General features: G+C 66.0%; 18 protein-coding genes. 16 read left to right on the forward strand and 2 right to left on the reverse strand.

Annotated features, from left to right (window positions below):
• Window positions 1–73: 73 nt before the first annotated feature.
• From tsf to SR870_RS05660, 14 genes are all read left to right on the forward strand, one after another.
• Window positions 74–1,000 (forward strand): translation elongation factor Ts, encoded by a 927-nt coding sequence (tsf, locus tag SR870_RS05595; protein ID WP_322517036.1) that lies wholly within the window; start codon window positions 74–76, stop codon window positions 998–1,000.
• Between the two features lie 84 nt (window positions 1,001–1,084).
• Window positions 1,085–1,801: a UMP kinase gene (gene pyrH / locus SR870_RS05600; RefSeq protein ID WP_322517037.1), complete on the forward strand. Its 717-nt coding sequence runs from the start codon at window positions 1,085–1,087 to the stop codon at window positions 1,799–1,801.
• 59 nt (window positions 1,802–1,860) lie between these two features.
• Window positions 1,861–2,424 (forward strand): ribosome recycling factor, encoded by a 564-nt coding sequence (gene frr / locus SR870_RS05605; protein WP_322517038.1) that lies wholly within the window; start codon window positions 1,861–1,863, stop codon window positions 2,422–2,424.
• A 249-nt stretch (window positions 2,425–2,673) separates the two neighbouring features.
• Window positions 2,674–3,432, forward strand: coding sequence for an isoprenyl transferase (locus SR870_RS05610; RefSeq protein WP_322517039.1), 759 nt, complete (start codon window positions 2,674–2,676; stop codon window positions 3,430–3,432).
• Between the two features lie 5 nt (window positions 3,433–3,437).
• A complete protein-coding gene (locus SR870_RS05615) occupies window positions 3,438–4,286 on the forward strand; it encodes a phosphatidate cytidylyltransferase (protein WP_322517040.1) in 849 nt (282 codons plus the stop codon).
• A 4-nt stretch (window positions 4,287–4,290) separates the two neighbouring features.
• Window positions 4,291–5,514, forward strand: coding sequence for a 1-deoxy-D-xylulose-5-phosphate reductoisomerase (dxr, locus tag SR870_RS05620; protein ID WP_322517041.1), 1,224 nt, complete (start codon window positions 4,291–4,293; stop codon window positions 5,512–5,514).
• 44 nt (window positions 5,515–5,558) lie between these two features.
• Window positions 5,559–6,710, forward strand: a complete 1,152-nt coding sequence (rseP, locus tag SR870_RS05625) for an RIP metalloprotease RseP (protein ID WP_322517042.1) — start codon at window positions 5,559–5,561, stop codon at window positions 6,708–6,710.
• Between the two features lie 167 nt (window positions 6,711–6,877).
• Entirely contained in the window at window positions 6,878–9,415 is a 2,538-nt protein-coding gene (gene bamA, locus SR870_RS05630; protein WP_322517043.1) for an outer membrane protein assembly factor BamA, read from the forward strand.
• A gap of 28 nt (window positions 9,416–9,443) precedes the next feature.
• Window positions 9,444–10,523 (forward strand): UDP-3-O-(3-hydroxymyristoyl)glucosamine N-acyltransferase, encoded by a 1,080-nt coding sequence (gene lpxD / locus SR870_RS05635; RefSeq protein ID WP_322517044.1) that lies wholly within the window; start codon window positions 9,444–9,446, stop codon window positions 10,521–10,523.
• The gene (gene fabZ, locus SR870_RS05640) at window positions 10,523–10,978 is read left to right on the forward strand and encodes a 3-hydroxyacyl-ACP dehydratase FabZ (protein WP_322517045.1); all 456 of its coding nucleotides are present in this window, start codon (window positions 10,523–10,525) and stop codon (window positions 10,976–10,978) included. The genes lpxD and fabZ overlap by 1 nt, the downstream gene beginning before the upstream one ends.
• A gap of 10 nt (window positions 10,979–10,988) precedes the next feature.
• A complete protein-coding gene (gene lpxA / locus SR870_RS05645) occupies window positions 10,989–11,831 on the forward strand; it encodes an acyl-ACP--UDP-N-acetylglucosamine O-acyltransferase (protein ID WP_322517046.1) in 843 nt (280 codons plus the stop codon).
• An 18-nt stretch (window positions 11,832–11,849) separates the two neighbouring features.
• Window positions 11,850–12,707, forward strand: coding sequence for an LpxI family protein (locus tag SR870_RS05650; RefSeq protein ID WP_322517047.1), 858 nt, complete (start codon window positions 11,850–11,852; stop codon window positions 12,705–12,707).
• Window positions 12,704–13,900, forward strand: a complete 1,197-nt coding sequence (gene lpxB, locus SR870_RS05655) for a lipid-A-disaccharide synthase (protein ID WP_322517048.1) — start codon at window positions 12,704–12,706, stop codon at window positions 13,898–13,900. Before SR870_RS05650 ends, lpxB begins: the two co-directional genes overlap by 4 nt.
• Window positions 13,901–14,042: 142 nt before the next feature.
• Window positions 14,043–14,687: a nucleoside deaminase gene (locus SR870_RS05660; protein ID WP_322517049.1), complete on the forward strand. Its 645-nt coding sequence runs from the start codon at window positions 14,043–14,045 to the stop codon at window positions 14,685–14,687.
• A 96-nt stretch (window positions 14,688–14,783) separates the two neighbouring features.
• Here the strand turns inward: SR870_RS05660 and gltA are convergent, their stop codons facing one another.
• A complete protein-coding gene (gltA, locus tag SR870_RS05665; protein WP_322517050.1) occupies window positions 14,784–16,079 on the reverse strand; it encodes a citrate synthase in 1,296 nt (431 codons plus the stop codon).
• A 149-nt stretch (window positions 16,080–16,228) separates the two neighbouring features.
• The gene (gltX, locus tag SR870_RS05670; protein WP_322517051.1) at window positions 16,229–17,650 is read right to left on the reverse strand and encodes a glutamate--tRNA ligase; all 1,422 of its coding nucleotides are present in this window, start codon (window positions 17,648–17,650) and stop codon (window positions 16,229–16,231) included.
• A 157-nt stretch (window positions 17,651–17,807) separates the two neighbouring features.
• On the opposite strand from gltX, the gene SR870_RS05675 reads away from it, so the two are divergent.
• Together SR870_RS05675 and SR870_RS05680 are read left to right on the forward strand one after the other, a co-directional pair.
• Window positions 17,808–19,493: a glutamine--tRNA ligase/YqeY domain fusion protein gene (locus tag SR870_RS05675; RefSeq protein ID WP_322517052.1), complete on the forward strand. Its 1,686-nt coding sequence runs from the start codon at window positions 17,808–17,810 to the stop codon at window positions 19,491–19,493.
• Window positions 19,494–19,570: 77 nt separating this feature from the next.
• Entirely contained in the window at window positions 19,571–21,877 is a 2,307-nt protein-coding gene (locus SR870_RS05680; protein WP_322517053.1) for a ComEC/Rec2 family competence protein, read from the forward strand.
• Window positions 21,878–21,879: the final 2 nt, after the last annotated feature.

Genomic DNA, 21,879 nt, shown 5'->3' on the forward strand with positions numbered 1-21,879 from the left:
GCAATGAAATTCCTGATCGCGTGCCGCGGGCTCCTGCCACGCGTCGCGCCCTGACAGGCAAAGGACTACGAGCATGGCAACGATTACTGCAGCGATGGTCAAGGAGCTGCGCGAAACCACCGGCGTCGGCATGATGGACTGCAAGCAGGCGCTCGCCGAGAACGACGGCAACATGGATGCCGCGGTCGACTGGCTGCGCAAGAAGGGCCTGTCGAAGGCCGCCAAGAAGGCCGGCCGCGTCGCCGCCGAGGGCCTGATCGGCGCCCTGACCGACGGCGTCAAGGGCGTCGTCATCGAAGTCAATTCCGAGACCGATTTCGTCGCGCGCAACGAGCAGTTCCAGGGCCTGGTCAAGATGATCGCCCAGGTCGCGCTCAAGGTCGGCGCCGACGTCGACAAGATCAACGCCGCGCCGGTCGGCTCCTCGACCGTCGCCGGTGCGATCTCGGACGCGATCGCCACCATCGGCGAGAACATGACCCTTCGCCGCGCTGCTGCGCTGGAAGTGTCGCAGGGCGTGGTCGCGAGCTACGTCCACGGTGCGGTGATCGACGGCGCCGGCAAGATGGGCGTGATCGTCGCGCTGGAATCCGCCGGCAAGACCGACGAACTGGCCGCGCTCGGCCGCCAGCTCGCGATGCACGTCGCCGCCGCCAACCCGCAGGCGCTGGATCCGGCCGGGCTCGACCCGGACGTCGTCCGCCGCGAGCGCGAGGTGATGGCCGACAAGTATCGCCAGCAGGGCAAGCCTGAGAACATGATCGAGAAGATCGTCGAGAACGGCCTGAAGACCTACTACAAGGAAGTCTGCCTGCTTGAGCAGGCCTACATCCACGACGAGAAGGGCAAGGCCGTCGGTCAGGCGGTCAAGGAAGCCGAGGGCAAGATCGGCGCGCCGATCAAGATCACCGGCTTCGTCCGCTACGCGCTCGGCGAAGGCATCGAGAAGCAGACCTCGGACTTCGCGGCCGAAGTCGCCGCGGTCTCGGGCCAGAAGTAGCTTGGGCCAGAAGTAATCGCTTTTCACGTGACCGCCTCCCGGCCGCCCGGCCGGGAGTGAATCCACCGGGGACGCGACCGCATCATGGGTGAGCCGATCTATCGTCGTGTGGTGGTCAAGCTATCGGGCGAGTATTTCGCCGGCCCCCAGCATTACGGCATCGATCAGCCCACCATCGATCGCGTCGCCGGCGACCTGATCGCGGCGCGCGGCCTCGGCGTCGAGATCGCCGTCGTGGTCGGCGGCGGCAACATCTTCCGTGGCGTCGAGGTCTCGGCGCGCGGCGTGTCGCGCCCGACCGGCGACACCATGGGTATGCTGGCCACCGTGATGAACTGCCTCGCGCTCGGCGAAGCACTGCGGCGCCACGGCCAGGCGGCGAGAACCTTCTCGGCCCTGCTGATGCCCGAAGTCTGCGATCTCTACACTCGCGCGTCCGCGCTCGAGACGCTCGCCGCAGGCGGCATCGCGCTGCTCGCCGGCGGCACCGGCAATCCGTTCTTCACCACCGACACCACCGCCGTGCTGCGCGCCGCCGAGATCGACGCCGGCGCGGTGCTGAAAGCCACCAATGTCGACGGCGTCTATACGGCCGACCCGAAGCGCGATCCGAATGCGAAGCGGTTCGAGCGGCTGACGCATTCGGAAGCGCTCGCCGGCGGCTACAAGGTCATGGATGCGACGGCTTTCGCGCTTGCCCGCGAGACGTCGCTGCCTATCATCGTGTTCTCCATCGCCGAGCCGGGATCGATCGGCGCCGTGCTGGGCGGCGCGGGCCGGGCGACTGTCGTCGCGGGTTGAGTTTCGCGTGCCGCGAGGCGTCGCGATGAGGATTCAGAATTCGAGAGGGAGTGACTGGCATGCAGTCCGAAAAGTTCGACATCAATGATTTGAAGCGCCGGATGCAGGGCGCGTCGCAGGCGTTGCAGCACGAACTCGGCGGCCTGCGCACCGGCCGCGCGGCGGCTTCGATGCTGGAGCCCGTGCAGGTCGATGCCTATGGCACCCACATGCCGCTCAATCAGCTCGCCACCGTCACCGTGCCCGAGCCCCGCTTGCTGTCGGTGCAGGTGTGGGACAAGTCGATGGTCAGGGCGGTCGAAAAGGCGATCGTCGACTCCAACCTTGGCCTCAGCCCGGCCACCGAGGGCCAGGTGTTGCGGCTGCGGATTCCCGAACTCAACCAGGATCGCCGCAAGGAACTGGTGAAGGTCGCGCACAAATACGCCGAGGCCGCCCGCGTCGCGGTCCGCCACGTGCGCCGCGACGGCCTCGATACGATCAAGAAGCTGGAGAAGGCCCACGAGATCTCCGAGGACGATCAGAAGCGGCTGGATCAGGAAGTGCAGAAGGCGACCGACAGCGCGATTTCCGAGATCGATCAGTTGCTCGCGAGCAAGGAAAAGGAAATCCTGACCGTCTAGCTTTTTCATCTTGGCGTCGCCGCATGCGCCCGGGTCGGGGTTGCAGCGGTGGCGCGGAGGCGGTCGGGCAGGGGCCTCGACCGGTCGGAAGCGGGCGAAAATGCATTCGCGGCGGTGAGAGAATCAGGCCTAGTGCCACGATGGCGGTATCCAGTCTTGTGATCGAAGCTATCATAACTTATTGATCTGGAAATATTTCTGGCAGCGAACGGGTACGTCTTCGCGGGATGACGCTTCGGGAATTGGCCTATGTCGAAAGCTGCCGCCACCGCGACTGACCGGTCGGATCCTCCCGTCATTCCGGCGCATGTCGCCATCATCATGGACGGTAATGGCCGCTGGGCCGCGGCGCGCGGCCTGCCGCGGGCCGAGGGGCATCGCCGCGGCGTCGAGGCGCTCCGCCGCGTCGTCCGGGCGGCGAACGAGATCGGCATCCGGTACCTGACCATCTTCTCGTTCAGCTCGGAGAACTGGGCCCGGCCGAAAAGCGAGATCGGCGATCTGTTCGGCCTGCTGCGACGCTTCATCCGGAACGACCTGGCGTCCCTGCACCGCGACGGCGTGCGCGTCCGCGTGATCGGCGAGCGCGACCGGCTCGATCGCGATCTGTGCGCGATGCTCGACGAGGCGCAGGAACTGACCCGCAACAACACCAAGCTCAATCTGGTGGTCGCCTTCAACTACGGTTCCCGGCAGGAGATCGCCAACGCCGCCCAGCGGCTGGCGCGCGAGGTCGCCGAGGGCAAGCGCGATCCGGCGACGATCGATATCGAGACGCTGGGCCGCTATCTCGACGCGCCCGACATTCCCGATCCGGACCTGATCATCCGCACCAGCGGAGAGCAACGATTGTCGAATTTCCTGATGTGGCAGGCGGCCTACAGTGAACTGGTGTTCGTGCCGATCCATTGGCCGGACTTCGACAAGGCCGCGCTGGAAGGTGCGATCGCCGAATATGCCCGGCGCGAGCGTCGTTTCGGCGGCTTGGCCGCGAAAACAGGATCGTGACGCGCGTGAGCCAGGACAACGCGGCGCCGGCGCCGGCAGCCGAGCAGGGCTCCCGGAACTTCTTGTTGCGTCTCGCCGCTGCGCTCGTGCTGGCGCCGGCTGCGATCGCCATCGCTTATTTCGGCGGCTGGGCATGGGCCGTGCTCGCGACCGCCGTCGCCATCGGTCTTTTCCTGGAATGGCTGTCGATCGTCGGCGCCGCGCGAGATTTTCGCGTGCTGGTGATCGGCTGCCTGACGCTGCTGGTCTGCGGCATCGGGCTGGTGTTCGACAAGCCGGCGCCGGCGATGCTGGCGGCCGTGCTCGGCGTCGGCGGCTTGGCGGTGCTGGGCGATCAGCCGCGGCGCTGGACCACCTCGGGGCTCGGTTATGCGGCGATCGCGCTGATCGCATCGATCCTGGTGCGACTCGACCCGGACTACGGGTTTCCTGCGCTGATCCTGATTTTCCTGATCGTCTGGGGCACCGACATCGGCGGCTATTTTGCCGGCCGCGGCATCGGAGGTCCGAAGCTGTGGCCGCGCGTCAGCCCGAAGAAGACCTGGGCGGGCGCGATCGGCGGCCTCGTCCTCAGCCTGCTGGTCGGACTCGGCTTCGCCCTGGCCGGATTCGGGAAAATCGTTCCTCTGCTTATCCTTGCAGCGGTTCTCTCAACTGTTTCCCAGCTCGGCGATTTGTTCGAATCCGCGGTCAAGCGCCAGTTCGGCGTCAAGGATTCCAGCCACATCATCCCTGGCCATGGCGGGCTGCTCGACCGGCTCGACGGCTATGTCGCGGCGGTGGCGTTCGCCGCTGTGATCGGGCTGACGCGGGAATCGCTGGATGGTATTGGCCGCGGTCTTATGGTGTGGTGATCCGATGAGTGCAGTCCCATTAAAGAATACCGGCGCCGCGCATGATGGCGTCCGCACCATCAGCGTCCTCGGCGCCACCGGGTCGATCGGCGACAGCACGATGGACCTGCTGCGCGCCGCCCCGGAAAAGTATCGGGTCGAGGCGCTGACCGGCAACGCCAACGTCGCCGGCCTCGCCAAGCTGGCGAAGGAGTTCAACGCCAGATTCGTCGCGGTGGCCGATCCGGCCCGGCTCGGCGAGTTGCGCGCTGCACTGGCCGGAACCGACATCGCCTATGGGGCAGGCGAGAGCGCGGTGATCGAGGCTGCGTCGCGGCCCGCCGACTGGGTGATGGCGGCGATCAGCGGCGCGGCTGGTCTCAAGCCGGCCCTGGCCGCGGTCGATCGTGGCGCCACGGTGGCGCTCGCCAACAAGGAGTGTCTGGTCTGCGCCGGGGACTTCTTCATGAGCCGGGCAGTCGCCGCGGGAGCTTGCATCCTGCCGGCCGACTCCGAACATAACGCGCTATTCCAGGCGCTGGCCTCGGGCAACCGCCACGAACTGACCCGCGTCATCATCACCGCTTCCGGCGGGCCGTTCCGGACCTGGTCCGCCGCCGACATCGAGCAGGCGACGCTGGCGCAGGCGCTGAAGCATCCGAACTGGAGCATGGGCCAGAAGATCACCATCGATTCGGCCTCGATGATGAACAAGGGCCTCGAGGTGATCGAGGCGTCGTATTTGTTCGCGCTGTCGCCGGACGAGATCGACGTGCTGGTGCATCCGCAGTCGATCGTTCACGGCATGGTCGAATTCGCCGACCATTCGGTGGTGGCGCAGCTCGGCGCTCCGGACATGCGAATCCCGATCGCGCATTGCCTCGGCTGGCCGGACCGGATCGTCGGCCGCGCCGCCAGGCTGGACCTCGCCAAGATCGGCCAGTTGACGTTCGAAGCCCCGGATTTCGAACGGTTCCCGGGCCTGCGGCTGGCCTATGACGCGCTGCGCGCCGGCAACGGCGCGACCACCGTCTACAATGCGGCCAACGAGATCGCGGTCGCCGCCTTCATTGCCCAGAAGATCAGGTTCGGGGCGATCGCCCGGCTGGTCGAGGACACCCTGAACGGGTGGATCCGCGCCGGCAATCTGGCCCCGCTCAGCAGCGCCGACGATGCCATCGCCGTTGACCATAACGCGCGAAATATGGCCGCCACCCTATTGCCTCAAATTGCCGCAAAGGCATCCTAGAGCATTGGGGAACAGGGCCGTCGGTTCTGCTTGAGAGGAATGGGATGGCCGATCTTTTTATGAATGGGTTCAACACGTTGAGCCACGGACTCGTGGGCTACGTGGTGCCCTTTCTGTTTGTGCTGACGATAGTGGTGTTCTTCCACGAACTTGGTCATTTTCTGGTCGCCCGCTGGAATGGTGTCAGGGTACTGACTTTCTCCCTGGGCTTCGGTCCGGAGATCGCCGGATTCAACGACCGTCACGGAACCCGCTGGAAACTGTCGGCGATCCCGCTCGGCGGCTATGTGAAGTTCTTCGGCGATGAGAGCGAGGCCAGCACGCCTTCCAGCGAATCGCTGTCGAAGATGAGCGAGTCGGAGCGCTCGGTCAGCTTCCACCACAAGAAGGTGGGACCGCGCGCGGCTATCGTCGTCGCCGGGCCGGTGGCCAATTTCATCCTGGCGATCGTGCTGTTCACCTTCCTGTTTTCGGTGTTCGGCGTCCCGAGCACGACGGCCCGGGTCGACAACATCCAGCCGGGAAGTGCGGCCGAGGCGGCCGGCTTCAAGCCGGGCGACGTCGTCGTCGCGATCGACGGAAGCCCGATTCAGAACTTTCAGGAGATGCAGCGCACCGTCAGCACCGAGGCCGGGCGCCAACTGAATTTCACCGTTAAGCGCGGTGCCGAGACCGTCGAACTGAAGGCGACTCCGGAGTTTCGCGAGATCAAGGACCGGTTCGGCAACGCCCAGCGTCTCGGCATTCTGGGGATCAGCCGCTCGACCGCCGCCAATGAGGTGACCACCGAGCGGCCGAGCCCGCCGGCTGCGTTCTGGATGGGAATCAAGGAGACCTGGTTCGTCGTCGATCGGACCTTCTCCTATATCGGCGGCCTGTTCGCCGGCCGCGAGGCGGCCGACCAGCTCGGCGGTCCGTTGCGAATCGCTCAGATCTCTGGGCAGGTCGCGACCATCGGCTTCACCCCGCTGCTCCATCTGGCGGCGGTGCTGTCGATTTCGATCGGGTTGCTCAACCTGTTTCCGGTGCCGCTGCTCGATGGCGGCCATCTGATGTTCTACGCCATCGAGGCCGTCCGCGGCCGTCCGCTGTCGGAGCGGGCGCAGGAAATGGGCTTCCGGATAGGGTTGGGACTGGTGCTGATGTTGATGGTTTTCGCGACCTACAACGACATCCTGCACCTGGCTTCATCGTAGCGCGGAACCTGAACGTGGCCGATGGGCAACGTATTGGAACGAAATTGAAATCGCACTGCGAATGGACGTTTGCCGGCTCGGCAAAATTGTCTACAAGCAAGGCAAGTTGGGGATTCTGCCGGCGTGGGGCTGCGCGTTGGCACTGGAATGACAAGGGCGCGTTGCGCATGAATGCTGGAATGCGATTGTTGCGGGGGGGACTTCTTGCTGCCGCCCTGGTGTTTTTCGCCGTACCGGTCGCCACGACGGCGACTGCTGTATTGACGGCGTCGCCTGCGGCCGCGCAGTCTGCCTCCTCGATCCAGGTCGAGGGCAACCGCCGGGTCGAAGCCGATACCATTCGCTCCTACTTCAAGCCGGGCCCAGGTGGCCGGCTCGACCAGGGCAGCATCGACGACGGCCTCAAGGCGTTGATCGAAACGGGTCTGTTCCAGGACGTCCGGATCAATCAGGGCGGCGGCGGCCGCATCGTCGTCAGCGTCGTGGAAAACCCGGTGATCGGCCGGCTCGCTTTCGAGGGCAACAAGAAGATCAAGGACGAGCAGATCTCGGCTGAAATCCAGTCGAAGCCGCGCGGCACGCTGTCCCGCCCGATGGTGCAGTCCGACGCGCTGCGGATCGCCGAAATCTATCGCCGGTCCGGCCGTTACGACGTTCGCGTCGATCCGCAGATCATCGAGCAGCCGAACAATCGCGTCGACCTGGTGTTCGTCGTCAACGAAGGCGCCAAGACCGGCGTCAAGTCGATCGAGTTCATCGGAAACCAGGCGTTCTCCTCCTACCGCCTGAAGGACGTCATCAAGACCCGCGAGTCCAACCTGCTGAGCTTCCTCGGCTCGGGCGACGTTTACGACCCGGATCGGGTCGAGGCCGACCGCGACCTGATCCGGCGCTTCTATCTGAAGAACGGCTACGCCGACGTGCAGGTGGTTGCCGCGCTGACCGAGTACGATCCGGAGCGCAAGGGCTTTCTGGTCTCCTTCAAGATCGAGGAAGGCCAGCAATATCGCGTCGGGTCGGTGAACTTCGAATCGACCATTCCGAATTTCGACGCCAATTCGCTGAGCAGCTTCTCGCGTGTGAATGTCGGCTCGCTGTACAATGCCGAGGCGCTCGAGAAGTCCGTCGAGGAAATGCAGATCGAGATGTCGCGTCGCGGCTATGCGTTCGCCGTCGTGCGACCGCGGGGCGACCGCAATTTCGAATCCCACACCGTCTCGATCGTGTTCTCGATCGAGGAGGGCGCTCGGGTCTATATCGAGCGGATCAATGTTGTCGGCAACACCCGCACCCGCGACTACGTCATCCGGCGTGAGTTCGACATTGCCGAAGGCGATGCCTACAACCGCGCGCTGGTCGATCGTGCCGAGCGCCGGCTGAAGAACCTCGACTTTTTCAAGTCCGTGAAGATCTCGACCGAACCCGGTTCGTCGAGCGACCGCGTCATTCTGGTGGTCAATCTCGAAGAGAAATCGACCGGCGACTTCTCGGTCTCGGGCGGCTATTCGACCAGCAACGGTGCGATGGGCGAAGTCAGCGTCTCGGAGCGCAACTTCCTCGGTCGCGGCCTGTTCGCCAAGGCGACCGTGCAATACGGCCAGTATGCCCGCGGCTATTCGCTGTCGCTGGTGGAGCCGTACCTGCTCGACTACCGCGTCGCGCTCGGCCTCGACCTGTATCAGCGCGAACAGCTCGCCAACAGCTACATCTCGTACGGCACCAAGACGCTCGGCATCAGCCCGCGGCTCGGCTTCGCGCTGCGCGAGGACCTGACCCTGCAGTTGCGCTATTCGCTGTATCGGCAGGAAATCACGCTGCCGTCGTACCTGAACAATTGTAACAACAACCTCGGCGCCTCGAACTATTTCCCGACTCCGCAGTTCATCGCCGCCGGTAACCCGAACAACACCGGCTACGGCGCGCTCGGCTGCTACGGCGACGGCGAAGCCTCGCTGCCGGTCCGCATCGGCCTGTCCAACGGCGCCTACTGGACCTCGTCGGTCGGCTACACCCTGACCTACAACACGCTGGACAACACCCGGAACCCGACCAACGGTCTGCTCGTCGACTTCCGCCAGGATTTCGCCGGCGTCGGCGGCGACGTGAAGTTCCTGAAGTCGGCGTTCGATGCCAAGTACTACACGCCGCTGGTTTCGGATCTGGTCGGCATCGTCCACCTCCAGGCCGGCAATCTCAGCACCTATGGCGGCAACCAGCTGCGCATGCTCGACCACTTCCAGATGGGTCCGAACCTGGTCCGCGGCTTCGCGCCGAACGGCATCGGTCCGCGCGACATCGGCCAGTATGCCTTCTACGGCTACGGCGGCGACGCGCTCGGCGGCACCAACTACTGGGGCGCATCGGTCGAGTTGCAGATGCCGTTCTGGTTCCTGCCGAAGGAAGTCGGGCTCAAGGGCGCCGTCTATGCCGACGCCGGTTCGCTGTTCGACTACAAGGGCCCGACGTCGTGGACGCTCACCAACGAAGTCAATACGCCCGGTTGTACGCCGGCGAGCCAGACCTCGATCGGCACCTGCGCCGGCCTCAACTACGACGACACCAATCTGGTCCGCACCTCCGTCGGTGTCGGCCTGATTTGGGCCTCGCCGTTCGGTCCGCTGCGGTTCGACTACGCAATCCCGATCACCAAGGGCAAGTACGACCGCGTCCAGGAATTCAAATTCGGCGGCGGGACTTCGTTCTAAGTCCCGCGGTCGGGACTGCGACCGCAGGATGACCTCGACTTTGTTCTTCAAACCGCGTCCTTCGTCGACGTTGGCTGAAATCGCCGCGTTGACGAAGGCTGAGCTGGTCGACCCTTCACAGGGCGACCGCGTCATCACCGGCATCGCCTCGCTCGACGAGGCGGGTCCGATGCATCTCGGCTTTTTCGAGAACCTCAAATACGTCGCCGAACTGGAGCAGACCCACGCCGGGGCCTGCCTGGTGATGGAGCGTTATGAGAGCCGGGTGCCGTCACATGTGGCGGTGCTGCGGGTGAAGAGCCCGGTCCGGGCGTTCGTGACCTATGCGCGGCACATCCATGAAGACGCGATGCGGCCGCTGTCGGGTTTCGGCAGCACCGGCATCGCTCCATCGGCTGTCATCCATCCCACCGCGCGGCTCGAGGACGGCGTGATCGTCGATCCGCTGGCGGTGATCGGGCCTGACGTCGAGATCGGCGCCGGCAGCGTGATCGGGGCGGGGGCGGTGATCGCGAGCGGGGTCAAGATCGGTCGCGACTGCAATGTCGGCGCCAACACCACCATCCAGTTCGCGCTGATCGGCAACAACGTTCTGATCCACCCCGGCTGTCACATCGGGCAGGACGGCTTCCGCTTCATCTTCGCCCAAACCCATCAGAAGGTGCCGCAGGTCGGGCGGGTGATCATCCAGAACGACGTCGAGATCGGCTCCGGCACCACCGTCGACCGGGGCGGGCTGCGCGATACGGTGATCGGCGAAGGCACCAAGATCGACAATCAGGTGCAGGTCGGCCACAACGTAACAATTGGTCGACATTGTGTGATCGCTGCGCAATGCGGCCTTGCCGGCAGCCTGACGCTGGGCGACAACGTCGCGCTGGGCGCCAAGGTCGGCGTCAACAATCACGTCACGATCGGCAACGGTGCGCAGATCACCGCGATGAGCGCGGTCAAGGACAGTGTCCCCGCCGGCGAGCGCTGGGGCGGGTTCTTCGCGAAACCGACCAAGCACTGGTTCCGGGAGATCATCGCGGTCGAGCGACTGATGCGGGGCGGTGCGGGCGCGACGCCGAAGTCCGACGACGGAAAAGATGAGGGCCGGGGCTGATGGAATCGCCGATACGTTTCGAGAATGTGGACATCAACACCATCCTCAAGACCCTGCCGCACCGCTTCCCCTTCCTGCTGATCGATCGCGTCAGGAACATCCGCGAGGACCACAGCGGCATCGGCGTCAAGAACGTGACCTTCAACGAGCCGGCGTTTCAGGGACACTTCCCGGAGCGGCCGGTGTTTCCCGGCGTGCTGATGATCGAGGGCATGGCGCAGACCGCAGGCGTCATCGGCATCATGTCGGTGACCGGCACCGAGAAGCCGCGGGCGGTGTATTTCCTCACCATCGACAAGTGCAAGTTCCGCAAGCCGGTGTTGCCGGGCGATACGATCGAGTATCACATGAAGAGCATCGGCCGCCGCAAGACGATGTGGTGGTTCCACGGCGATGCGATCGTCGACGGCCAGACCGTCGCGGAAGCCGATGTCGGCGCGATGCTGACGGATTGAACCGGAATTCATGACCAACATCGACTCGACCGCGCGAATTGAAGACGGCGCCGTGATCGGCGACGACGTGACGATCGGGCCGTTCTGCACCGTCGGCCCCAATGTGACGATCGGCGCCGGCACCCGGCTGATCAGTCACGTCAACCTCACCGGCCACACCACGATCGGCGAAAGCTGCACCATCCACCCGTTCGCCTCGCTCGGCGGCGCGCCGCAATCGACCGGCTACAAGGGTGAGCCGACTCAGCTCCTGATCGGCAACGGCTGTACCATCCGCGAGAACGTGACGATGAATACCGGCACCGTCGGCGGGGGCGGGGTGACCCGCGTCGGTGATCGCGGGTTCTTCATGGCCGCCAGCCATGTCGGCCACGACTGCATCGTCGGCAACGACGTCATCTTCGCCAATGCGGCGACGCTCGGCGGCCATTGCGAGATCGGCGATTTCACCTTCATCGGCGGCATGACGGTGCTGCAGCAATTCACCCGCGTCGGCGCCCAGGTCATGCTCGGCGGCATCAGCGGCGTGCGCGACGACGTCATTCCCTACGCGCTCGCTGCCGGCATCTATGCGAAGCTCTCGGGGTTGAATATCGTCGGCATGCGCCGGCGCAAATTCACCAGGGAGCGGCTCAACCTTGTTCGCTCGTTCTTCAACGACCTGTTCTACAGCCCGGGAGCGCTCGCCGATCGGCTCGAGCGAGTGCGGCCGCGGACCGTCGAGGATCCGGCGATCGCGGAGATCGTCGCCTTCATCGACGACGGCAAGCGCCTCGGCCGGCGCCGTCGGCCGCTGTGCTCGGTGGCGGAGAGCGCTCTTGCCGACGACAACGACGCTGAAGCCGACGCCTAGGCCGGCGGCGGCCGCGCGATGACCGCTCCCGGCCCGCAGATCGGCTCGCCAATCGGTGTCATCGCCGGCGGCGGCGCGTTGCCGTTCGCGGTCGCCGATGCGGTGCAGGCGCGACAGATGACGCCGTTGCTGATCGGGCTACGCGGCTTCTGCGATCCGAACGAGATCGCGCGATATCGCCATCACTGGATCTCGATCGGCCAGTTCGGCCGGTTGAAGCGGTTGCTGCGCGCCGAGCATTGCCGCGACGTGGTGTTCATCGGCTCGCTGATTCGGCCGGCCCTGACCTCGGTCCGGCTCGACTGGGGCGCGCTCCGCGTGCTGCCGAGCGTGATGGCCGCGTATCGCGGCGGCGACGATCATTTGCTCACCAGCATCGGCCGGATCTTCGAGCGCGAGGGCTTCCGGCTCCACGGCGTCAAGGATGTCGCGCCGGAGTTGCTGATGCCGCCGGGTGAACTCACCAGAATAGCCCCCGACGCCGGACATCGCACCGACATCGCCAGGGGCAGGGCCGTGCTGGCGGCGTTGAGCCCGTTCGACATCGGTCAGGCCGTGATCGTGATCGAGGGGCACGTGGTGGCGGTCGAGGATATCGGCGGCACCGATGCGCTGCTCGCCAATCTGGCGCGTCTGCGGGCGCAGGGCAGGATCGCCGGCAAGCCCGGCCGTGGCGTGCTGGTGAAGGCGCCGAAGAGCGGCCAGGATCTGCGGTTCGATCTGCCGACGCTCGGCCCGCGCACCATCGAAGGCGTGGCGGCTGCCGGACTCGCGGGCATCGCCGTCGCCGCCGGCAACACGCTGGTCGCCGAGCCGCAGGCGATGATCGCTGCCGCCGACAGGGCCGGCCTGTTCGTGACGGGAGTGGCGGAATGACGGTCGCGACATCGACCAAAGCCGCGGTGACCCAAGCCGCGGTGCGCAGATTGTTCGTGATCGCGACGGAGGAATCCGGCGACCGGCTCGGCGCCGCGCTGATGCGGGCGCTGAAGCAGCGCCTCGGCGACGGCGTCGTGTTCGAAGGCGTCGGCGGACGGGCGATGGCCGAGCAGGGGCTGGTCTCGCTGTTTCCGATCGAGGAGCTGTCGATCATGGGGATCTCCGCCGTGGTCAGGCGGCTGCCCTCGATCCTGCGCCGGATCCGCAGCACGGCTGAAGCCGTGCTTCTCGCCCAGCCGGACATGCTGATCATCATCGACAGCCCGGACTTCACGCACCGCGTCGCGCGACGGGTGCGGGCGCGCGATCCGTCGATCGCGATCGTCAACTACGTGTCGCCGACGGTATGGGCCTGGCGGCCCGGCCGCGCCCGCGCGATGCGCCGCTATGTCGATCACGTGCTGGCGCTGCTGCCGTTCGAGCCGGAGGAATATCGCAGGCTGCAAGGCCCGCCCTGCACCTATGTGGGCCATCCGCTGACCGAGCAGATCGCCCATCTGCGCCCGAGCCCCACAGAGCAGGCGCGGCGCGACGCAGAGCCGCCGGTGCTGGTGGTGCTGCCGGGCAGCAGGCGCAGCGAGATCTTTCACCAGATGGCGGTTTTCGGCGAGACGCTGAAGCGGCTGCAGGCGGAGCACGGCGATCTCGACCTGATCCTGCCGACGGTGCCGCATCTGCGCGAGGCGGTCGAGGCGGGGGTGCGCGAATGGCCGGTGCAGCCGCGGATCGTGGTCGGCGATGCCGACAAGAAGGCGGCGTTTCGAATCGCGCGTGCGGCGTTCGCCAAATCCGGCACGGTGACGCTCGAACTGGCGCTGGCGCAGGTGCCGATGGTGGCGGTCTACAAGGCCGGCGCGATGGAGGCGTGGATCGGCAAGCGGGTGATCCGCTCGGCCTCGGTGATCCTCGCCAATCTCGTGGTCGGCGATAACGTCGTTCCGGAATTCATCCAGGAGGACTGCGTGCCGGAGAAGCTGGTGCCGGCGCTACGCGAGGTGCTGTCCGACACGCCGATGCGCGCGCGACAACTCGCGGCCTTCGCCCGGATCGACGACATCATGTCGACCGGCGCACAGACGCCGAGCGCGCGCGCGGCCGAGATTGTCCTGAACGTACTTCGCCAACACTGAGGCGCGCGACCGCCGATTGCGGTGGACGTTGTTGCAATTAATTCTCAATTATTGGGAACTAGCGTGTCGAAGCATTGAAGCTTCCGTTCGCGGCCGCGCGGATCGGAGCGGACCGGCATTGCCGCAACCGGAGTTCGCCAACATGACCAAATCACCGATCAAAGCTGCGTCGTCGCTCGACACGTTGTTCGCATCAGCGACCGTCGTCCACCGCAGGAATTTCCTCACAACCGGCGCTGCGGCATTCGGCGCTGCGATGTTGCCGGCAGGCGCGACGGTTGCGGAGGCCAAGCCGCTGGCCGCTGCCGCTATCACCGAGCAGGATCGCCAGCACATGACCCAGGCGATCGCGCTGATGCGCAAGGCCGGCGTCGTCGAAAAGACCGGCGGCGCGTTCGGGGCCGTGATCGTACGCGATGGCGAAGTGCTCGCGGCGACAGGCAACAGCGTGCTGCGCGACAACGACCCGTCGGCGCACGCCGAAGTCAATGCGATCCGCGCCGCGTGCAAGAAAGTCGGCGCGCCGAACCTGCGCGGCGCGACCATGTACACCAGCTGCGAATGTTGCCCGATGTGCTACGCGACGGCCTATTGGGCGCGGCTCGACCGGATCTTCTTCGCGGCGTCTTGGACCGACTACGCCGATCTGTTCGACGATTCGAACATCGGCGCCGATATGAAGAAACCCTACGCCAAGCGCAAAGTTCGAATCGCTCAGATGATGCGGAGCGATGCGCAGAAGGTTTGGCAGGAATTCCGCACGCTGCCCGATCGCGCGCGCTACTGAAGCTGCGCTCGGGCTTTCCGTCCGGGCGAGGGCCACAAAGCAAAACGGCGAACCGCCTGGGCGGTTCGCCGTTCCTAACAGACGACCTTCGAGCGATCAGTCGCGCTTGTCGATGCCGACATATTCCCGGCGGGTGTGGCCGGTGAAGAGCTGGCGCGGGCGGCCGATCTTCTGCTGCGGATCCTCGAGCATTTCGCTCCACTGGCTGATCCAGCCGACGGTGCGCGCCACGGCGAACAACACGGTGAACATGTCGGTCGGGAAGCCCATCGCCTTCAGCGTGATACCCGAATAGAAGTCGACGTTCGGGTACAGCTTGCGGTCGATGAAGTACGGATCGCTGAGAGCGATCTTTTCGAGCTCCATCGCCACCTTCAACAGCGGGTCGCCGTGATGGCCGGTTTCGGCCAGCACTTCGTGGCAGACCTGCTGCATGATCTTGGCGCGCGGATCGTAGTTCTTGTAGACCCGGTGGCCGAAGCCCATCAGCCGCACCGACGAGTTCTTGTCCTTCACCTTGGTGATGAACTCGGGAATGTTGTCGACCGAGCCGATCTCCTTCAGCATCGCCAGCGCAGCCTCGTTGGCGCCGCCATGCGCGGGGCCCCACAGACAGGCGATACCGGCCGCGATGCAGGCGAACGGGTTGGCGCCCGAGGAGCCCGCGATGCGCACCGTCGAGGTCGAGGCGTTCTGCTCGTGGTCGGCGTGCAGCGTGAAGATCTTGTCGAGCGCCGCCGACAGAACCGGGTTGACCTTGAACTCCTCGCACGGCACCGCAAAGCACATGTGGAGGAAGTTGCCGGCGAAGGACAGCGAGTTCTTCGGATACATGAACGGCTGGCCGATCGAGTACTTGTAGGCCATCGCCGCCAGCGTCGGGATCTTCGCGATCATCCGCATCGACGCGATCATGCGCTGCTTCGGATCGTTGATGTCGGTGGAGTCGTGATAGAACGCCGCCAGCGCGCCGACCATCACGGCCATCGGATGCGCGTCGCGGCGGAAGCCCTGGAAGAACCGGGCCATCTGCTCGTGCACCATGGTGTGCCGGGTGATGCGCAGGTCGAAATCGTCCTTCTGCGCCCTGGTCGGCAATTCGCCGTACAGAAGCAGGTAGCAAGTCTCGAGGAAGTCGCCCCTCTCGGCGAGTTGCTCGATCGGATAACCGCGATATTCGAGAACGCCGGCGTCGCCGTCGATATAGGTGATCTTGGACTGGCAGCTCGCGGTCGAGGTGAAGCCCGGATCGTAGGTGAACATTCCGGTCTGAGCGTAAAGCTTGCCGATGTCGACGACATCGGGGCCCACCGTTCCGGTCAGAATGGGAAGTTCGTAGCTGTTGTTTCCAACCGTGAGCGTTGCTGTCTTATTGTTAGTCGTTGCGTCCATCGTGTGGTCCCCGATGTTCGTTGTCGAAACCAGCAACGGCGCACCGAAGATGCGAGCGAGACTGGTTGGCCTAAAAGCACACAGGAAAGGCGTAGCTTATTGCAGTGTGCACCGCAAGACGGCCCGTCTTGGGCCGATCCCGGGGGCCGTTATGCCGCCTGATCGGCAAGGCGCGACAGGCATTCCTCCCGCCCCAGCACCGCCAGAACGTCGAAAATCCCCGGTGACGTGGTCCGGCCGGTCAGCGCGACACGCAGCGGCTGCGCAACCGCGCCGAGCTTGAGCCCGGCCTGTTCCGCGAAGGTCCGCATCGCCGCTTCGGTGGTCGCCGCGGTCCATGGCGAGACGTCCTCCAGCGCGGTGCGCAGACGCCCGATCAGGGCGCGAATGTCCGGCGTCAGCACGGCCTGGCCCTTGGCGTCGATCGCGAGCGGACGGTCGGCGAAAATGAAGCCGGCATTGTCGAGCAGTTCGAGCAGCGTCTTGGCGCGCTCTTTCAGCCCCGGCATCGCCTGGACAAGCTGGGCACGGGTGGTGTCGGTGAGCTTGGCGGCGATCGCGGGTCCCTGCGGGACGTAGTGCAGCAAATCCGTGAGCAGGGTCACGAGAGATTGATCGTCGCTCTGGCGGATGTAGTGACCGTTGAGGCTTTCCAGCTTGGCGAAATCGAACCGCGCCGCGGACCGCCCGATCGCCGGCAGGTCGAACGCGTCGATCATCTCCTGCGTGGTGAATATTTCCTGATCGCCGTGACTCCAGCCGAGCCGCACCAGGTAGTTGCGCAGCGCCGTCGGCAGGTAGCCCATTGCACGATAGGCGTCGACGCCGAGCGCGCCGTGGCGCTTCGACAACTTCGATCCGTCCGGGCCGTGGATCAGCGGGATGTGCGCCATCACCGGCAGTTCCCACCCCATCGCATCGTAGATCTGCTTCTGCCGCGCGGCATTGATCAGATGGTCGTCGCCGCGGATGACGTGGGTGACGTCCATGTCGTGATCGTCGACCACCACCGCGAGCATGTAGGTCGGCGTGCCGTCGCCGCGCAGCAGCACCAAGTCGTCGAGATTTTCGTTCTGCCAGACCACGCGGCCCTGAACCTGATCCTCGATCACGGTCTCGCCATCGAGCGGCGCCTTGAGCCGGATCGTCGGCTTCATGTCCGGCGGCGCGTCGGCCGGATCGCGGTCGCGCCAGCTTCCGTCGTAGAGTTTCGAGCGGCCCTCGGCGCGGGCCTTGTCTCGCATCGCGGTCAATTCCTCGGCGGTCGCGTAGCAGCGATAGGCCTTGCCGGCCGCCAGCAATTGCTCGGCGACCTCGCGGTGCCGCGCCGCCCGGGCGAACTGGTAGACGGTGTCGCCGTCCCATTCGATGCCGAGCCATTTCAGCCCGTCGAGAATGGCGTCGATCGCCGGCTGGGTCGATCGCTGGCGATCGGTGTCTTCGATTCGCAGCAGCATCTTGCCGCCGTGCTTGCGCGCGTACAGCCAGTTGAACAGAGCGGTGCGACCGCCTCCGATATGGAGGAAGCCGGTGGGCGAGGGCGCGAAGCGGGTGACGACAGGTCGGGTCATTCTGAACTGGGATTGGAGGCGCGCCGGGGCGGCGCGGAGGGTGTATAGCAGGATCGGCGCATAACTAAAGTGGTCCGCGCGACCTTCGGGGGTTGGCGCGGGGCCCCGGATTTGGCAGATACCGCCTCGGGTTCCGACCAGGCAGAAAGATCGATTCATGACCACGGCAGACGCAGCGACGGGCGAGGCAGGGCGCGACTTCATTCGCGACATCGTCCAGGCCGATCTCGAGGCCGGCCGGCACCGCCAGGTCGTGACCCGGTTCCCGCCGGAGCCGAACGGCTATCTGCACATCGGCCACGCCAAGTCGATCGCGCTGAATTTCGGCATCGCCCAGGAATTCGGCGGCCGCTGCAATCTGCGGTTCGACGACACCAACCCGACCAGGGAAGAGCAGGAATATATCGATTCGATTCAGGCCGACGTGCGCTGGCTCGGCTTCGACTGGGGCGAGCACATGTTCTTCGCCTCGGATTATTTCGATCGGCTCTACGATTGGGCCGAGCTGTTGATCCAGAACGGCGACGCCTATGTCGACGACCAGTCGCAGGACGAAATCCGCGAGGCGCGCGGCACGCTGACCGAGCCCGGCAAGAACAGCCCGTTCCGGGATCGCTCGGTCGCGGAGAATCTCGATCTGTTCCGGCGCATGAAGGCCGGCGAGTTTCCGAACGGCGCGCGCGTGCTGCGCGCCAAGATCGACATGGCGTCCGGCAACATCAATCTGCGCGACCCGGTGCTGTATCGCATCCTGCATGCGCATCATCCGCGCACCGGCGACAAATGGTCGATCTATCCGAGCTACGACTACGCCCACGGCCAGTCGGACGCGATCGAGGGCGTCACGCATTCGATCTGTACGCTGGAGTTCGAAGATCACCGGCCGCTGTACGAATGGCTGCTCTCCAAACTGCCGGTGCCGTCGCAGCCGAAACAGTACGAATTCGCGCGGCTCAACATCACTTACACGCTGCTGTCGAAACGTGTGCTGACCGAACTGGTGCGCGGCGGCCATGTCGCCGGCTGGGACGATCCGCGGATGCCGACGATGGCCGGCCTGAAGCGGCGCGGCGTGCCGCCGGCGGCGATCCGCGAATTCGTCAAGCGCATCGGCGTCGCCAAGGCCAACAGCGTGGTTGACGTCGGCATGCTGGAATTCTGCATCCGCGAGGAGCTGAACCGCAGCTCGCAGCGCCGGATGGCGGTGCTGCGGCCGCTGAAGGTGGTGATCGAGAACTATCCGGAAGGGCAGAGCGAAGAGCTCGACGCGATCAACCATCCCGACGATCCCGCCGCCGGCACCCGCAAGATCAGCTTCGGCCGCGAGCTCTATATCGAGCAGGACGACTTCATGGAGAACCCGCCGAAGAAATTCTTCCGGCTGTCTCCCGGCACCGAGGTGCGGTTGCGCTACGCGTATTTCATCAAGTGCCGCGACGTCGTGAAGAACGACGCCGGCGAGATCGTCGAGCTGCGCTGCACCTATGATCCCGAAACCCGCGGTGGCAACGCGCCGGACGGCCGCAAGGTCAAGGCGACAATGCACTGGCTGTCGGCGGCGTCCTCGGTGCCGGCGGAGATCCGGGTCTACAATCAGTTGTTCGCCAACCCGGCGCCGAGCGCTGCGAACTTCACCGCCGACCTCAATCCGCAGTCGCTCGAAGTGCTGACCGACGCCCGGATCGAGCCGGCGGTGGCGGCGAGCGACGCGGCCGAGCCGGTGCAGTTCGAGCGCCAGGGCTATTTCGTCCGCGACAAGGACTCGACTGCGGACAAGCCGGTGTTCAATCGTACCATCGGGCTGCGCGATACCTTCGCCAAGGAAGTCGGCGGTAAAACCTGACGCTTCCGCCGGCTATTGTTGCCGGCCATCGCGATCTCCGCCACTCTGAGCGCTGCGCTGATTGAGGGGCGGGCGCCGTGGAGCGGGGCGATCGGGCCGGAGCACGGACCAAGGCACGGACCTGGCCGACGCGCGCCGCGACCCGGGCCGGAGCGCGCGCGCCTTTTGGCGTTTCTTGGGGCGCGGGGCTGTGGCCGGCGGCCGCTGAGACGCTGCGCGACTGGGCCCGCGCCGAGGCCGGGCCGGGCCGGCTGTTGCCGTTCGTGCCGGTCGCATTCGGCGCCGGGATCGCGCTGTACTTCGCCGCCGACCACGAGCCGGTTGCCTGGGTCGCCAGCCTGGCGGCGGCGGTGTTCGGCGTGGCGGCATTTCTGCTCCGGCGCAACCGGGCGTTTCCGCTCGCGGTGCTGATCACCGCGTTCGCCGCCGGCTTCGCGGTGATCGCTTTGAAGGCGCAGCGGATCGCCCATCCCGTACTGGCGAAGCCGGTGCAGGCGGCGACGCTGAAAGGGTTCGTCGAGACCCGCGAGGAGCGCGAGCGTACCGACCGATTCGTGCTGCGCGTCACCGAGATGGATACCGCCGGCCGCGCGCCGGCGTTGCCGCGCGTGAGGCTGTCGGTGCGCAAGGGCACGGCGCCCGCCGTCGGCAGTTTCGTATCGCTGAAGGCGCGGCTGCTGCCGCCGTTGTCGCCGCTGCGACCGGGCGCTTACGATTTCGGCCGTGATCTGTATTTCCAGGGAATCGCCGCCTCGGGCTTCGCGCTCGGCGCGGTCATCACGCAGGACCCGCCTGCCGCCGGCGGTTGGCGGCTGCGCTACGCGGCGACGATGCAGGGGATGCGCGACGCGATCGACGCGCGGATCCGGCTCGCGCTCGACGGCGACCAGCGTTCGATCGCCACTGCGCTGATCACCGGCCGCCGCGACGCGATCTCGACGCCGGTCAACGACGCGATGTTCGTCTCCGGGCTCGGCCACGTGCTGTCGATCTCCGGCTATCACATGGCGGTCGTGGCCGGGGTGGTGTTCTTCGCGGTGCGCGCGGCTCTCGCGCTGATCCCGGCGCTGACGGTGACGTTTCCGATCAAGAAGGCGGCCGCCGCCGCGGCGCTCGCCGCTGCCGCATTCTATCTGCTGCTGTCCGGCGCCGAGGTCGCGACGCAACGCTCGTTCCTGATGACGGCCGTGGTGCTGATCGCGGTGATGGTCGATCGCCGTGCCATCACGTTTCGCACGCTGGCGATCGCCGCCCTGGTGGTGCTGCTGATCGCGCCGGAATCGCTGGTGCATCCGAGCTTCCAGATGTCGTTCGCGGCGACGCTGGGGCTGGTCGCCCTGGTGCAGATCGGCATGCCGGGGCTGTTCGCCACCGCGGACAGTTCGACGACCGCGCGCGCGGCGCTGTGGGGCGGGCGCGAGATCGCGATGCTGGCGCTGGCGTCGCTGGTCGCGGGGCTCGCGACCACGCCCTATGCGGCCTATCACTTCCACCGCGTCACACCATACGGCGTGATCGCCAATCTGCTGGCGATGCCGGTGGTGTCGGCGATGGTGATGCCGGCGGGCCTGCTCGGGCTGGCGGCGATGCCGTTCGGTCTCGACGGGGTGTTCTGGCGGATCATGGAGATCGGCATCGACTGGATGATCGTGGTGTCGCTGTGGGTCGCGGCGCTGCCGGGCGCCATCGGCAGGATCGCGGCGTTCGGGAGCGGGCCATTGCTACTCGCGTCGCTCGGCGTCGTTCTGCTCGGCCTGCTACGCACGCCGCTGCGCTATGCCGGGCTGGCGCTGCTGGGGCTTTCGACCGGCTGGGCGCTGCTGACGCCGCAGCCCGAGATTCTGATCGCCGGTGACGGACGGCAGGTCGCGTTGCGCGGGCCCGATGGAAGGCTGCGGCTGATGCAGAGCGGTGGCGACCAGTTCAGGATCAGGCAATGGCTCGCGGCCGATGCGGATTCGCGTGCGGCAGACGCACCGTCGTTGCGTGACGGCGTGTCGTGCGACGCCGACGGCTGCGTCGCGGCGCTGGCGGATGGCGGGTTGGTGGCGCTGTCGTTCCGGGCCGATGGTGTCGCTGATGACTGCGCGCGGGCGACGCTGGTGATCGCGCTGGCACAGCCGCCGCCGGATTGCGCCGCGCGTCTGATCAGCGCCGAACTGCTGAAAAGCAGCGGCGCGCTGGCGTTGCGACGAAACGAGGGCGCGGACGGTGGCTTCGTGACCGTCGCGGTGCGGCCGAAAGGGCTCGACCGGCCGTGGTCACCGGCGCCCGCCGACGTGCCACAAGAATCCCCGGGCAGCGCTCCGACGCAGCGGACACCGCCACGTCCCGCACCGGTCGACGCCACGCCGGCGGCGCCGGATCAGCACGACGAGGACTGAGC

Origin of the sequence: Rhodopseudomonas palustris, assembly GCF_034479375.1 — a bacterium.
Classification (GTDB): Bacteria; Pseudomonadota; Alphaproteobacteria; order Rhizobiales; family Xanthobacteraceae; genus Rhodopseudomonas; species Rhodopseudomonas palustris_M.